The organism is Mesorhizobium sp. P3_A2, assembly GCF_056403115.1.
On record NZ_JBFUGC010000002.1, the window covers coordinates 196,778 to 210,576 of the forward strand.

A 13,799-nucleotide genomic window follows, 5' to 3' on the forward strand; every position below is an offset into this window, starting at 1 on the left:
GCGCGCCGAAACCTCTCTTCCTCTTGCCTGATCCTCTCATCCGGCTTGCCCGGTCGGTTCGGATGCGCCATGCTGGCGCCATGAGCGAGGCGTTGCGGGAACTGATCGATATTGCCGGCCGTCACGCAGACGGACGGCGGGTGAGAACGGCGATCCCGCATGTTTCGATCGGCCGCAGCGAAACCACCACAGCACCGGTCGCGGGTGTGTGGGGGTCCGGGATTCTGTTCGTGCTGCAGGGCGCGAAGACGGTTCTGATCGGCGACAGGGCTCTGCGCTACGATCCCGCCAGCTATTTCATCTACACGGTGGAAACGCCCACCATCAGCCAGATCGTCGAAGCGAGCGCCGGGCGCCCGTACCTCGCCATCGGCTTCACCCTTGATCTGCAGGCCGTCGCCGCCCTGCTTGTCGAGCACGAGCCCGCGCTTGGCGGCGACAGTTTCGCCACCTCGCCCGTCAATGACGATTTGCTCGATGCATTGCGGCGCATCATGCGGCTGCTCGACCGGCCGGCCGAGATTCCCGTGCTGGCCAGCATGCTCGAACGCGAGATGCTGTTTCGGCTGCTGCAAGGACCCCAGGGCGGGAAGCTTCGCCAGCTGGCGCGCGCCGATGGCCATCTGTCCCGCATCGGCCAAGCGATCGCCTGGATCCGGACGCATTGCCATCAGCCGATCCGGGTCAGCGATCTCGCTCAGATCGCCCATATGAGCGAGGCTGCCTTTTACCGTCACTTCAAGGCGGCGACCGCGATGAGTCCGATCCAGTATCAAAAACAGATAAGGCTGCTGGAGGCCCGCCATATGCTGCTCGCCCAGCCAGGCAATGTTGCCAGCGTCGCTTTTGCCGTCGGCTATGAGAGCGCTTCCCAGTTCAGCCGGGAATATGCCCGCCAGTTCGGGTCGCCGCCGGCGCGTGATGCGGCGCGGCTTTCGGCGGCCGGCGAGGCGGCCGTAGAGGTGATCTAACCTTTGCGCTTGCGGCCGGTGCTGCGCCGTTTCTCGCCGACGCCGACGGTCAGCGCCATGGCCAGCGCCATGGTTGCCGACAACGAGCGGAAGCCGGCGAAATCGGCCTCGGCGACTTCGAACCAGACGCTGGCGAACTGCGCCAGCGGCGAAAACGAGCTGTCGGTGATGGCGACGATCGGCACGCCCTGTTCGGAAATGGTGCGGGCTTCCTCGATGGTTGCCGGCGCGTAGGGCGAGAAGCTGATGGCGATGACGGCGTCCGCCGGCGTAGCGAAGGCGACCATTTCGGCGTTGAGGCCGGCGGCGGATTCGATCAGCTGGTTGCGGATCTTCAATTTGCCCAAAGCATAGGCGATGTAGCTTGCCACCGGATAGGAGCGGCGCTTGGCGAGCACATAGATGGTCTCGGCCTTGGCCAGCAGCGAGATCGCGTCTTCCAGATGGGCTTCGTCCAGCGTGCGCGAAATGTCATTGAGCGAGGTGCTGGCGGCAGCGACGAAGCCGTCGAAAATGGCGCGATGGCCCGCACCCGCATCGGCCTTGGCGCGCAGCGCCTGCAAGCGCTCGTCATAGGAGGAGTTGCGCTCCCGCAGCCGCTCGCGAAACACCTGCTGCAGGCTGGTGAAGCCGTCGAAGCCAAGCTGCTGGGCAAAGCGGATCAGGGTCGAGGGTTGTACGCCGGCCGAAGCGGCGATGCTGGCGGCGGTGCCGAAGGCGATGTCATCAGGGTTGTCGAGCGAGTAGGCGGCAATCTGGGCAATGCGCTTGGGCAAGGTTTCGCGGCGATCGAGGATCGTGGCGCGCAGCGTCTCGAAGTCGCGAGGTACCCGTTCGTCCATCGTCGGCCCGTCCAAGCTCATCCGTGAAACGTCCTCTCTGCCCCATCATAGCCAGCCAGCGCAAGAACGCCATAAAAAATGAGGCAGACATTCCATTTCTGGAGAAAATGGACTAATTCATCCACCGAGGAATTTAGGCGAGTGGAGAAGAAGATGGTCGGCGTCGGTCTTATCGGCACGGGTTTCATGGGCAAGTGCCACGCCATAGCGTGGAGTGCCGTCGGTGCCGTCTTTCCGGATGTCGCCAAGCCAAAACTGGTTCATCTCGGCGAGGTCAATGAGGAGCTTGCCAAACGCAAGGCGGGCGAGTTCGGCTTCGCCAAGGCGTCGGGCGACTGGCGCGCCGTCGTCAACGATCCGGCGGTCGATATCGTCTCCTTGACCACACCCAACCAGTTCCATCCGGAAATGGCCATCGCCATCCTCGAAGCCGGCAAGCATTTGTGGTGCGAAAAGCCGATGGCGCCGAGCTTTGCCGAGGCCGAGGCGATGGCAGCCGCGGCGAAGAAGTCCGGCAAGGTCGCAGCGCTGGGCTACAACTACATACAGAGCCCGGCGATCCGGCACATCGGCGCGCTACTGGAGGAGAAGATCATCGGCGAGGTCAACCATCTGCGCATCGAGATGGACGAGGACTTCATGGCCGACCCGGAAGCGCTGTTCTTCTGGAAGCATGAGGCGGCGTCCGGCTATGGCGCGCTCGACGATTTCGCCGTGCACCCGCTGTCGCTGGTCAGCATCCTGTTCGGACGGGTCGCCAGCGTCATCTGCGACATGGCCAAGCCCTATGCCGACCGCAAGCTGGCCAGCGGCGGCCGCCGCGCCGTCGAGACCTACGACATTGCCAGCGTGCTGATGCATCTGGAAAACGGCATTGCCGGCACGCTGCTGGTCAACCGCTCGGCCTGGGGCCGCAAGGGCCGCATCGCCATCCAGATTTTCGGCTCCAAGGGATCGATCCTGTTCGATCAGGAGCGGATGAACGAAATCCAGCTTTACGTCACCGCCGACCGCCCGACCGAGCAGGGCTACCGCACCATATTGGTGGCGCCGCACCACAAACCCTACGACGCCTTCCTGCCGGCGCCGGGCCACGGCCTTGGTTTCAACGACCTCAAGATCATCGAGTGCCACGAATTGCTGACCCGGCTTGCCGGCAAGCCGGCGCGGGTGATCGAATTCGCCGAAGGGCTGGAGATCGAGCGCACCGTGCACGCCATGGCGCGCTCATTCGAGGAAAAGCGCTGGGTGGACGTGCGGTAATATCTGCTCGCCTAAGCAATTCCAGGAAACGTGTGTGCGGTTTTCCCGGGAAAAGCGCGTAGCGCTTTCCCTTGGGAATTGCGTAAAAACAAAGAGATAGAGCGGTTCGCCGGTTCCGTGAAACGATGAACCGCTCTAGCCGGCCGCGGCCACAGCGTTCGTCTCCCAACCGTCGACCCAGACCTGCCGCAGACGATCGCCTTCGCCCTTGAAGCGCAGGCCGGTCGCCCGGCAATCCTCGATGCGGTCGCTGCGGAAATTGCGGATCGCCTGGCGCAGTTCGCACCAGGCGACGATGTTGGCGGTCTCGGCGTAGTAGATCAGTGCGATCGGGCGGATCAGCCGCTCGGAAGCGCGGCCCATTTCGTCGCGATAGGAGAGGTCGAGCTTCTCCTCGTCGCGGATGGCGCGGCGCACCAGCGCCAGATCGATCGTGCCGATTGCGGGCGCGGCGAACCCCCAGACATGCAACGCATTGGCGTCGAAAGCCTGGCGCAAGGGCGGCGGCACAGCACCTGCAATTTTGGCGCTGACGCGCTTGGCTGCCTGTTTGAGTTCGCTGTCTCCGGTGCGCTCCAGCAGCGCCAGCGACAGCACGATCGCCTCCATCTCCTCGATCGAAAACATCAGCGGCGGCAGGTCGAAGCCTGGGCGCAGGATGTAACCGATGCCGCGCCCGCCCTCGATCGGCACGCGCATCGCCTGCAGGGCGGCGATGTCGCGATAGATCGAACGCACCGTCACTTCCAGCTGCTCGGCAATCATGGCCGCCGTCACCGACTGCCGCGCCAGCCGCAGGATCTGGATGATCTCGAACAGGCGCGACGCCTTGCGCATTTCCTCTCCCTGATGAAACGCTACTGACACATCCCCGTCAGTTGGGATGATCTATTGGACTGCCTATCGGGTTGAAAATCAACAAATTCCCCAACGGCACACTGGCAGGAAGCGACAGGCAACTGACATGAGTTACGCGGAAAATCTCTGGCTTTTCTTTATCCTGCTGTTCGGCATCATCATCGTGCCCGGAATGGATATGCTGTTCGTGCTTGCCAATGCGCTGACCGGCGGCGGCAACAGGGGGCTTGCCGCGACCGGCGGCATCATGACGGGCGGCATGGTGCATACGCTGAACGGCGCCGTCGGCGTCGGCCTGCTGATGCATTTCGTGCCGATCCTCTACAACCCGCTGTTGATCGCGGGCGCCGTCTACATGGCCTATATCGGCCTGTCGCTGATGCGCAGCTCGATCAAGGTCGGCCAAGACGGGCCGGCCGGCAGCCGCTCCGCATGGAAGGCGTTTCGCCAGGGGCTGGTAATCTGCCTGATCAATCCCAAAGCCTATCTCTTCGTCTTCGCGGTCTATCCGCAATTCCTGAAGCCGGCCTATGGCCCGATCTGGATGCAGGCGACAATCATGGGATTGATGACGGTCGCCACGCAGTTTGCCGTCTATGGCGGGCTCGCAGTATCAGCCGGGCGCAGCCGCAACCTGCTGGTTGCCAATCCGCGGGCGACCATATTTGCCGGCCGGGCGGCCGGACTGCTTCTGATTGTGGTTTCGGTGCTGACCGCCTGGCACGGTTTGAAGGCGGCGTGATCCCCGACCAAGCGATCACGCCGCGTTTCTTCCTGTACCCCTCATCCGTCTCGGCACTGCGCGCCGATCCACCGCCCGGGGCGAGCCACGGGTCTCGCCCCGTCCTTCGGACCCCTCAGGGGGAGAAGGAGATTACGCGGCGCCCTGCCGGCTCTCCATCATGGCGCGGCGTGCTGAGCGGCGCCATTCGACGGCGCCGGCGAGGCCGTGCAGCACCGTCTCGGTGGTTGCCCAGTCGATGCAGCCATCGGTGACGCTCTGGCCGTAGGTAAGCGGCTTGCCGGGCACCACATCCTGCCGTCCGGCGACGAGATTGCTCTCGATCATGACGCCGATGATGCGCTCGTCGCCCGCCGCGACCTGGCCAGCGACGTCGGCCGCCACTTTGGGCTGGTTCTCCGGCTTCTTGCCTGAGTTGGCGTGGCTGACATCGATCATCAGCCGGGGCGCAACGCCGATGCGGGCGAGTTCGACTGAGGCGGCCTCGACGCTCGCCGCATCGTAGTTCGGCTGAACGCCGCCGCGCAGGATGACGTGGCAGTCTTCGTTGCCGGTGGTTGCGGCAATGGCGCTGCGGCCGCCCTTGGTCACCGCCATGAAATGATGCGGCTGAGCAGCCGATTTCACCGCCTCGGCGGCGATCCTGAGATTGCCGTCGGTGCCGTTCTTGAAGCCGACGGGGCAGGACAGGCCCGATGCCAGCTCGCGGTGGATTTGGCTTTCGGTGGTGCGCGCGCCGATGGCGCCCCAGGCGACGAGGTCGGCAATGTATTGCGGGATGGTCATGTCAAGGAACTCGGTCGCTGCCGGCAGGCCGAGATTGTTGACGGCCGACAAGACGTTGCGCGCCATGCGCAACCCTTTCTCGATGTTGAAACTGCCGTCCAGGTCGGGATCGTTGATCAGGCCCTTCCAGCCGACCGTGGTGCGCGGCTTCTCGAAATAGACGCGCATGACGATCTCGAGCCGGTCGGACAGGGTCTCGCGCAGCGCCGCCAGACGGCTGGCATAGTCAACGGCCGCGACCGGATCGTGGATGGAACAAGGGCCGACGATGACAAGCAGTCGATCGTCGGCCCCCGTAAGGATGGAATGGATGGCGTTGCGCGACGTGGCGACGGTGCGCGTCGCCGTCAGCGTGCGCGGTATCTCGCGCATCACCTCTTCCGGCGTGCTCAATGCCCTGATTTCGGTGACCCGAAGGTCGTCTGTGGTGGTCAACACGGCTTTCTGCTCCTGTTTTTTTAGGAGACCTGCCGGCTGAAACAAAAAAGCCGCCAGGTCTGGCGGCTGTTCGGACTTGTTGCTGCAATCTTCAGATCGAGCGCAATCCTCCCGCCGCCAGCGAGCTGCTAAAGTACCAATACGTGGCGGACAGGTTGATCATGAGGCTCATATAATCGAAGCTAGAGCGTTTGTCACGTGCCGTAAATGAGTTGGCGAATCGCCGGCGAGCGGCCCTCTCCCCGTCACTATACGGGGAGAGGATGCCGACAGGCAGGTGAGGGGCGGCGCTTGCGTCGGAGGATAGGACAGGGCCAAGGCGCCGACCTCAATCGACCCTGTAGCCGTCAAAGTCAGTGCTGCCCCTCATTGCCCTGCCGGGCATTTCTCCCCGTATAGTGACGGGGAGAAAGGGCCGGCCGCGCCGCCGGCTCCTTACTCCGGTGATGCCCCCGCAACATTCTGGTCATAGTCGACCAATGACCCGGTGATGACGCCGGATTGCGGGCTCACCATATAGCTGATCAGCCGCGCGAGCTGATCCGGCTTCACCAGCTGCCCCATCGGCTGGCCGGCTTCGGCCTTTGCCAGCCAGTCGTCGGAAGCGCCGTGCCATTTCTTCTGCACGATGTCCTCGCCTTCGGTGTCCATCCAGCCGGGCAGCACGGCGTTGCAGCGGATGCGGTTGAAGCGATAGGCGTTGGCAACGTTCTTGGTCAGCGTCGCCAGCGCGCCCTTGCTGGAGGAATAGGGGGCCAGGAAAGACTGGCCGCAATGCGCCGACATCGACAGCACGTTGACGATCGAGCCGGGTGCCTTCTTATCCAACAGGTGAGCCACCACGCCCTGCATCAGGAAGAAGGGGCCGCGCACATTGGTCTGAAAGATCTGGTCGAAAACCTCTTCGGAGGTTTCGACCAATGACCCGCGTGCGGACGTGGCGGCGGCGTTGACCAGCGCGTTGATGGTCCCGAAATGCGAAATGGCGGTCGCGACCGCACGCTTGCAGTCGGCCACTTTCGAGACGTCGGCGCTGATGAAGATGGCGTCGACGCCGGCCTTCTTGAAATGGGCGACGGCCTTGTCGCCCTTCTCCTGCGAGCGGCCGATGAGCGCCAGCGCCCGGCAGCCTTCGTCGGCCAATGCCTCGCCGACGGCAAAGCCGATGCCTTGCGCGCCGCCGGTGACGATGGCGCGCGTCTTCGAATTGCGATCGGCGGATGTGCTCATCGCTCTGCTCCCTGAAGTGAGTTTCGGATCTTACTTGTCGAGGCGGACGGTCTTGCCTGACGTCGCCGATTTCAGCGCCGCATCGGCCAGCTTCAGCGCCACGAGGCCGTCGGCGCCGCTCGGCGATGCCTTCTTGCCCGAGGTCGCGGCGGCGATGAAGGCGGCAATCTCGATGGCGTAGGCGTCGAGATAGCGGGTCATGAAGAAATCGTGCAGCGGCGGGCGCGTATAGCCCTTCTCATTGGCCAGTTCGATCGACACCGGCCGCTGGTTTTCGGCGGCGACCATGCCCTTGGAACCATGCACCTCGATGCGCTGGTCGTAGCCATAGGTGGCGCGGCGCGAGTTGGAGATGACGGCCTGCTTGCCCGATGCGGTCTCGAGGATGACGCTGACGCTATCGAAATCGCCGGCCTCGCCGATCTTCTTGTCCACCAGCACCGAGGCATGGGCACTGACCGCTACCACCTCCTCGCCGAGGAGGAAGCGCGCCATGTCGAAATCGTGGATGGTCATGTCGCGAAAAATGCCGCCCGAGCGCTTGATGTAGTCGACCGGCGGGGCGCCCGGATCGCGCGAGGTGATGGTGACCATTTCGACAGTGCCGATGGCGCCGTCGTCGATCGCCTTGCGCACGGCGGCGAAATGCGGATCGAAACGCCTGTTGAAGCCGACCATCAGCGTCGCCTTGGCCTTGTCGACCACGGCCAGGCATTTCTCCACGCGCTTGACGTTGAGGTCGATCGGCTTCTCGCAGAAGATCGCCTTGCCGGCCTTGGCAAAGCGCTCGATCAGATCGGCATGGGTGTCGGTCGGCGTGCAGATGACGACGGCGTCGATGTCCTTGGACTTCTCGATGGCATCTATGCTGCGCACCTCGGCGCCATAGGCAGTCGCCAGCTCGGTCGCAGCCTTCTCGAAGGCGTCAGCCACCGCTACCAGCTTTGCGTCGGGGTTGGAGCCGACGGCGCGGGCGTGGACCTTGCCGATGCGGCCGGCACCAAGGAGAGCGAAACGAACAGTCATGGAAATTTCCTCTAGGGGGATGGGTTCGAGAGAGAGTTGTGTGCGCACCTTTCTGTCTGGGGAAGGTGGCAAGGCTATTTCTTAACGTCCGGAAACAGGGCGGTCGCCCTGTTTAGGCCGCGAGCTCCGCCTCCCCGGTCTTGGCGCCGGTGATGTAGGAGACGATGTCCTGGCCGTCGGTGTTTTCCTTTCGCAGATTGGCGACGATGCGGCCACGCCGGAAGACGACGATGCGGTCGCACAGGTCGAACACCTGACGCATATTGTGGCTGATCAGGATCAGCGGCTCGCCATTGTCCTTCAGCGTGCGGATGATGTTTTCGACCTGCGCGGTCTCCTGCACGCCGAGCGCCGCCGTCGGCTCGTCCATGATGATCAGCTTGGAGGCGAAGGTTGCGGTCCGGGCGATCGCCACGCATTGCCGCTGGCCGCCCGACATGTGGCGGATGGTGTTCGACAGATTGGGGATTTTCACCGCCGTGCGGATAAGCGCCGCCTCGGTCGCCTTGCGCATGTATTTGCGGTCGAGGATCGAGAACGGGCCGAGATTGAACAGCACCTTTTCACGGCCGAGGAACAGGTTCGACGGCACGTCGAGATCGTCGGCGAGCGCCAGGTTCTGGAAGACCGTCTCGATGCCCGCCGTGCGGGCCTCGATCGGCCCGGCAAAATTCACTTCCTTGCCGTCGAACCAGATTTGGCCGCTGGTGCGTTGCTCGACAGCGGTGATCTGGCGCACGAAGGTTGATTTGCCGGCGCCATTGTCGCCCATGATGGCGACATGTTCGCCCTTGCGCAGCTCGAAATTGGCGCCTTCCAGCGCATGCACGCCGCCATAGCGCTTGGTGAGGTTTTCGGTCTTCAGGACGATGTCTGACATGGTCAAGCCCTCAATGCCCGCATGCGTTGACGCCACTGGTCGAGCACGACCGCGCCGACGATGATCACGCCCTTGACCATCTCCTGATAGTAGGCGTCGAGGCGCAGGAAGGTGAAGCCGGAAATGATGACGCCGAAGATCAGCGCGCCGATCACCGTGCCGATGATCGAACCGCGACCGCCCGACAGCGAAACGCCGCCGATGACCGCCATGGCGATGGCGTCGAGCTCGTACATCACACCCATGCCGGACTGGGCGGTCAGGTTCTTGGAGCACAGCACGACCGCGGCGAGCGAGGCAAGAATGCCGGCGATCGTGTAAACGAGGATCTTGTGATTGGGGATCTTGATGCCGGACATGCGCGCGGCATCCTCATTGGACCCGATGGCATAACAATGCTTGCCGTAGCGCGTATAGGTCAGGATCAGCTGGAACAGCACCGCCAGCGCCAGGAAGATGATGACCGGCCTCGAGCCGGTGCTGATGGCGGCAAAACTGTCGGTGGGAAACGAGATCGGCTGGCCCTTGGACCACCATTTGGCGATGCCGCGCGCTGTGATCATCATGCCGAGGGTGGCGATGAAGGGCGGGATGCGCGTGTAGGCGATCAACGAGCCGTTGATCAGGCCGGCGAGCATGCCGCAGCCGATCGCGACCAGCACCGGCACGATGACCGGCAGGTCGGTCCAGCCTTGCGCCAGGAACATCGCCTTGGGGTTGGGGTTGCCGTTGACCGTCGCCACCTGGGCGAAGCTCATGGCGATCATTGCAGTGGCGCCGACGATCGAGCCCGAGGACAGATCGATGCCGCCGCAAATGATTACTTGCGTGACGCCGATGGCGATGATGCCGACGATCGACACCTGCAGGATGATAATCTGCAGGCGGGCCTCGTTGAAGATCCCTGCGACATTGTCGCGGGTGTTGAACAGGAAGGAGTCGCCAAGAAAGATGCGGCCGATCAGTTCGAAGACGATGACGAGAATGATGAGCGCCAGGAAGACGTTGAATTCGGCCGGCCATGTCCGCTTCTTCGCGTCATAGCTGACCCCGCCGACGCCATGCGATGTCTGTGACATGTCTTGTCCTCCGTGAGGCCACACCTGCCCTCCCGCCCGTCAGGGCGGTGAGGGAGACAAGAGCGGCACGGATGTTGATGCGCCGCTCCGTTGGTCGAGCGAAGCGCTTGCCTCAGTTCTTCTTCAGGAACTTGTCGATGTTGGCCGGCGTCACCAGTTGGAAGGGCACGTAGACCTTGTGCTCGACCTTCTCGCCCTTGGCCAGCTTCAAAGCTGCATCGAGAGCGCCCGCGCCTTGGCCGGCCGCGTCCTGGAACACCGTTGCGTCGAGATCGCCCGCCTGCATGGCGGCCAGCGCGTCCTGCGTGGCGTCGACGCCGCCGACGACCACCGACTTCATGTCGACGTTGGCGGCCTTCATCGCCTGGATGGCGCCGATGGCGCTTTCGTCATTGTTGGCGATGACGCCGTCGAACGGCTTGCCGGTCGACAGCCAGTTGGTCATCAGGTTCTGCGCTTCGTCACGGTTCCAGTTCGAGGTCTGCTTGTCGATGATCTTGATGAAGCTGCACTCAGGCGTGGCGATGACATCGTCGATGTCCTTGGTACGCTGCACGGCGGCCTGGTTGGAAAGCTCGCCCATGATGACATAGACATTGGCTTCCTTCTTGCCGGCTTCCGTGAACAGGCGGCAGACTTCCTTGGTCTCGAGCGTGCCGGAATCGGCCTCGTTCGAGGCGACGAAGGCCTGGTTGTCGGGCAGCGAGTCGACGTTGACCGGCTCGCGGTTGACGTAGACGAGCGGGATCTTGGCGGCGGCGGCGGCATCGGACATCGCCTGCGTGGCCGAAGTGTCGACCGGGTTGACGATGATGGCGTCGACGCCTGAGGCGGCGAAGTTCTTGATCTGGTCGAGCTGCTTGGCGACGTCGTTCTGTGCGTCTTCGACCTGCAACTCGACGCCGCTCATGCCCTTGGCCTGCTCGATCATGCCGTTGCGCAGCACGGTCAGGAAGTTGTCGTCGAACTTGGCCATCGACACGCCGATCTTGGCGGCAAAAGCGGACGAACTCATCAGCGCCGCAAAGGCGACGCCCAAAATCAGTTTCTTCATTGTGTTTCTCCTCCACATTTGGTGTCCGGCTGCACCGATCTACCCGGAATCCCCGATCGCCCGAGGAATCTCTCCCTATGTCGTCTCTGTTCCGGACGGCGTTTTCCCAAGGATTGGAACGCCAGGCTCCCTGTTTGAAACAGATGTTCCGGAACGAAAGAACCAAAATACCTAGTTGGTGAAATATTTATTCCATTTTCCGCCGCGACGTCAAGGGTGATTCCGCGGTCGGATGGCGGATTTTCGGCTCGCTCTGATAGATTCTATCATTTCCGGGCCGACTCTCGCCGGCGAGGGTCAAATGTTTTCCGGCACGTAGATGTCGAAGGGCAGAAAGGTCTGGCCCGGCGCATTGGCGGCGCCGGCCTCGATGGCATGCGCCATCAGCCCGACGAGCTCGCGGCACAGAGCGGCGAGCGGTGTCGAGATCACCATGGTCAGGATGTTGTCGGCGAGTGCTGCGCGCGATTCGGCGTTGATCTCGTTGCAGACGACCACCGGCATGTTTGCCGGCTTCGCCGCCCGCAGCGCCGAGACCGCGCCTTCCATGCCGCCGCCGGCGACGTAGCAGCCGGCAAGATCCGGATAGCGCGCCAGGAGATCGATCATCGCATCGTGGGTCACCCGGTTGGCTTCCAGATTGACCAGCGTTTCCATCACGGCAAACTCCGGCGCGTGTTCGCGGAAGAAGGAGCGAAAGCCGATCTCGCGCAGCTCATGGCCGTGGAAGCGATGGCTGCCGACGAAAAGGGCGACCTTGCCGGGCTTCGGCGCCGCCTTGGCGATCATCCAGGCCGCGGTGCGACCGACCTTGCGGTTGTCGAGGCCGACATAGCCCTCTCGGATGCCGGCGGCAAAGTCCGACAGCAGCGAGAAGACCGGTTGCCCCCTCGCCTTCAGCGCCTCCACCGCCGCCGTCAACGTTGGATGGTCCGGCCCGACAACGGCGATGGCCCTGGATTTCGCCGCCAGTCTGCGCATCTGGGCGGCGATCTCGTCGGCGGCGAGCGAACTGGCGAAGTCGATGGTGGCGACGCCGCGAAAGCGCTGCGATTGCGAGACCGCCACTTCCAGTTCCCGCGCGAAATCGCCGTAGAAGACATCATTGCCGCGCAGCAGCAGAAAGCCGAGTCGGTATTCCGGCAATTCCTGGCGCATGCGCTGTTTGATCAGCCCGGCGGCGTGATAGCCGATACCGGTCGCGGCCTCATAGACACGGCGCGCGGTTTCCTCGCGCACCGGCAGCCGGTTGTTCAACACCCGGTCGACGGTGGCGACGCTAACGCCGGAGATGCGCGCCAGATCGGTGATGGTTGGCCGCTTTGCCATGGATCCTCCGCTGCTTGCGAACTGAGATTACCTCATTCTGATATGAAATGATAGAAACTATCTTTATGATATTGAGACTATCATGGCTTGGCGCTATTTTGAATTCTCAGCTATTGCGCCCGAGCTTCCATTGTGGGCTGATCGCAAGGCGCTGATGGAGGAACCTCGATGACGGCAGTGATGGACGCAGCACCGTCCCGGCGCGACTACAGCCTGATCGGCCGCGACGCCAGGCTCGCCGTCGAGACCGGGCTGTCGGCGGCCGAGTGGTATCACACCGATGTCTCGCGCAAGCAGATGAAAGAGCTGATGCAGCGCTCGGACCAGCCGGCGATCCGCGACACCATCATCTGGCTCGGCGCGCTCATCCTTAGCGCGGCAGGCGGCGCCTGGTTCTGGGGCACGTTGTGGTGCGTGCCATTCTTCTTCGTCTATGGCGTGCTCTACGGCTCCTCGACCGATTCGCGCTGGCACGAATGCGGCCACGGCACCGCCTTCCGCACGCAGTGGATGAACGACGCGGTCTACCAGATCGCCAGCTTCATGATCATGCGCAATCCGGTGACCTGGCGCTGGAGCCACACCCGCCACCACACCGACACCATCATCGTCGGCCGCGATCCTGAGATATCGGTGATGCGGCCGCCGGACCTGCTGCGTGTCGTCCTCGCCTTCGTCGGCGTGCTCGATGCCTGGCGTGCGATGTCAGACATGCTGCGCAACGCCGCCGGCAACATCAGCGCGGCGGAAAAGACTTTTATCCCGGAACAGGAACAGCCCAGGGCGATCCATGTCGCTCGCATCTGGACGGCGATCTATGCCGTGACCATCGCGCTGGCGATCTATTTCGGCTCATGGCTGCCGCTCATGCTGGTCGGCCTGCCCCGGCTCTACGGCGCCTGGCATCACGTCATGGTCGGCCTGCTGCAGCATGGTGGGCTCGCCGACAATGTCGTCGACCACCGGCTGAACAGCCGCACCGTCTACATCAACCCGATCAGCCGCTTCATCTACTGGAACATGAATTATCACGTCGAACACCACATGTTCCCGATGGTGCCCTATCACGCGCTGCCGAAGCTGCATGCGCTGATCAAGCACGATCTGCCTGCGCCGACGCCGTCGATCCTGGCCGGCTATCGCGAGATGATCCCGGCCTTCCTGCGCCAGCTGCGCAACGAGGATTATTTCCTCAAGCGCGAACTACCGCCGACGGCGCGGCCGTACCGCGAGGAATTCCACAACGATGCCGTCGCCGCCGCGGCGGAATGATCGCGGCGATCCGATTTTTGGAGAGAGAA

General features: G+C 63.2%; 13 protein-coding genes. 4 read left to right on the forward strand and 9 right to left on the reverse strand.

Annotated elements, in window-relative coordinates; genetic code table 11:
* Nucleotides 1-80 precede the first annotated feature (80 nt).
* Nucleotides 81-971, forward strand: a complete 891-nt coding sequence (locus AC1DXM_RS05405; protein ID WP_477232465.1) for an AraC family transcriptional regulator — start codon at nt 81-83, stop codon at nt 969-971.
* Here the strand turns inward: AC1DXM_RS05405 and AC1DXM_RS05410 are convergent.
* The gene (locus AC1DXM_RS05410) at nt 968-1,813 is read right to left on the reverse strand and encodes a MurR/RpiR family transcriptional regulator (protein WP_477232466.1); all 846 of its coding nucleotides are present in this window, start codon (nt 1,811-1,813) and stop codon (nt 968-970) included. The two genes, AC1DXM_RS05405 and AC1DXM_RS05410, sit on opposite strands and share 4 nt — an antisense overlap.
* A 153-nt stretch (nt 1,814-1,966) precedes the next feature.
* Between AC1DXM_RS05410 and AC1DXM_RS05415 the strand changes: the two genes are divergently transcribed.
* A complete protein-coding gene (locus AC1DXM_RS05415) occupies nt 1,967-3,076 on the forward strand; it encodes a Gfo/Idh/MocA family protein (RefSeq protein ID WP_477232467.1) in 1,110 nt (369 codons plus the stop codon).
* 135 nt (nt 3,077-3,211) lie between these two features.
* Here the strand turns inward: AC1DXM_RS05415 and AC1DXM_RS05420 are convergent, their stop codons facing one another.
* Nucleotides 3,212-3,913 carry a helix-turn-helix transcriptional regulator gene (locus AC1DXM_RS05420; RefSeq protein ID WP_477232134.1) on the reverse strand — a complete coding sequence of 234 codons (702 nt, stop codon included), beginning with the start codon at nt 3,911-3,913 and terminating at the stop codon, nt 3,212-3,214.
* Between the two features lie 127 nt (nt 3,914-4,040).
* On the opposite strand from AC1DXM_RS05420, the gene AC1DXM_RS05425 reads away from it, so the two are divergent.
* On the forward strand, nt 4,041-4,676 hold the full coding sequence (locus tag AC1DXM_RS05425) for a LysE family translocator (protein WP_477232135.1): 636 nt from the start codon (nt 4,041-4,043) through the stop codon (nt 4,674-4,676).
* Between the two features lie 132 nt (nt 4,677-4,808).
* Here the strand turns inward: AC1DXM_RS05425 and AC1DXM_RS05430 are convergent, their stop codons facing one another.
* From AC1DXM_RS05430 to AC1DXM_RS05460, 7 genes are all read right to left on the reverse strand, one after another.
* Nucleotides 4,809-5,900 (reverse strand): 3-deoxy-7-phosphoheptulonate synthase, encoded by a 1,092-nt coding sequence (locus AC1DXM_RS05430; protein ID WP_477232136.1) that lies wholly within the window; start codon nt 5,898-5,900, stop codon nt 4,809-4,811.
* A gap of 435 nt (nt 5,901-6,335) precedes the next feature.
* Nucleotides 6,336-7,130: an SDR family oxidoreductase gene (locus AC1DXM_RS05435; RefSeq protein ID WP_477232137.1), complete on the reverse strand. Its 795-nt coding sequence runs from the start codon at nt 7,128-7,130 to the stop codon at nt 6,336-6,338.
* 30 nt (nt 7,131-7,160) lie between these two features.
* Complete coding sequence (iolG, locus tag AC1DXM_RS05440) at nt 7,161-8,156, reverse strand: inositol 2-dehydrogenase (RefSeq protein ID WP_477232138.1); 996 nt, start codon at nt 8,154-8,156, stop codon at nt 7,161-7,163.
* 112 nt (nt 8,157-8,268) lie between these two features.
* A complete protein-coding gene (locus tag AC1DXM_RS05445; RefSeq protein ID WP_027040720.1) occupies nt 8,269-9,036 on the reverse strand; it encodes an ATP-binding cassette domain-containing protein in 768 nt (255 codons plus the stop codon).
* Nucleotides 9,037-9,038: 2 nt separating this feature from the next.
* Complete coding sequence (locus AC1DXM_RS05450) at nt 9,039-10,115, reverse strand: ABC transporter permease (RefSeq protein WP_192255364.1); 1,077 nt, start codon at nt 10,113-10,115, stop codon at nt 9,039-9,041.
* Nucleotides 10,116-10,227: 112 nt separating this feature from the next.
* A complete protein-coding gene (locus tag AC1DXM_RS05455) occupies nt 10,228-11,169 on the reverse strand; it encodes a sugar ABC transporter substrate-binding protein (protein ID WP_477232139.1) in 942 nt (313 codons plus the stop codon).
* 297 nt (nt 11,170-11,466) lie between these two features.
* Nucleotides 11,467-12,498, reverse strand: coding sequence for a LacI family DNA-binding transcriptional regulator (locus AC1DXM_RS05460; protein WP_477232140.1), 1,032 nt, complete (start codon nt 12,496-12,498; stop codon nt 11,467-11,469).
* A gap of 180 nt (nt 12,499-12,678) precedes the next feature.
* On the opposite strand from AC1DXM_RS05460, the gene AC1DXM_RS05465 reads away from it, so the two are divergent.
* On the forward strand, nt 12,679-13,770 hold the full coding sequence (locus AC1DXM_RS05465) for a fatty acid desaturase family protein (protein ID WP_477232468.1): 1,092 nt from the start codon (nt 12,679-12,681) through the stop codon (nt 13,768-13,770).
* The last annotated feature ends 29 nt before the right edge of the window (nt 13,771-13,799 follow it).

What these genes read in the sequence shown, in the direction of transcription:
- AC1DXM_RS05445 (WP_027040720.1), bottom strand. Translation starts at nt 9,036, where the DNA reads ATGTCAGACATCGTCCTGAAGACCGAAAACCTCACCAAGCGCTATGGC.
- AC1DXM_RS05455 (WP_477232139.1), bottom strand. Translation starts at nt 11,169, where the DNA reads ATGAAGAAACTGATTTTGGGCGTCGCCTTTGCGGCGCTGATGAGTTCG.
- AC1DXM_RS05410 (WP_477232466.1), bottom strand. Translation starts at nt 1,813, where the DNA reads ATGGACGAACGGGTACCTCGCGACTTCGAGACGCTGCGCGCCACGATC.
- AC1DXM_RS05460 (WP_477232140.1), bottom strand. Translation starts at nt 12,498, where the DNA reads ATGGCAAAGCGGCCAACCATCACCGATCTGGCGCGCATCTCCGGCGTT.
- AC1DXM_RS05435 (WP_477232137.1), bottom strand. Translation starts at nt 7,130, where the DNA reads ATGAGCACATCCGCCGATCGCAATTCGAAGACGCGCGCCATCGTCACC.
- AC1DXM_RS05465 (WP_477232468.1), top strand. Translation starts at nt 12,679, where the DNA reads ATGGACGCAGCACCGTCCCGGCGCGACTACAGCCTGATCGGCCGCGAC.
- AC1DXM_RS05405 (WP_477232465.1), top strand. Translation starts at nt 81, where the DNA reads ATGAGCGAGGCGTTGCGGGAACTGATCGATATTGCCGGCCGTCACGCA.
- AC1DXM_RS05415 (WP_477232467.1), top strand. Translation starts at nt 1,967, where the DNA reads ATGGTCGGCGTCGGTCTTATCGGCACGGGTTTCATGGGCAAGTGCCAC.
- iolG (WP_477232138.1), bottom strand. Translation starts at nt 8,156, where the DNA reads ATGACTGTTCGTTTCGCTCTCCTTGGTGCCGGCCGCATCGGCAAGGTC.
- AC1DXM_RS05450 (WP_192255364.1), bottom strand. Translation starts at nt 10,115, where the DNA reads ATGTCACAGACATCGCATGGCGTCGGCGGGGTCAGCTATGACGCGAAG.
- AC1DXM_RS05425 (WP_477232135.1), top strand. Translation starts at nt 4,041, where the DNA reads ATGAGTTACGCGGAAAATCTCTGGCTTTTCTTTATCCTGCTGTTCGGC.
- AC1DXM_RS05420 (WP_477232134.1), bottom strand. Translation starts at nt 3,913, where the DNA reads ATGCGCAAGGCGTCGCGCCTGTTCGAGATCATCCAGATCCTGCGGCTG.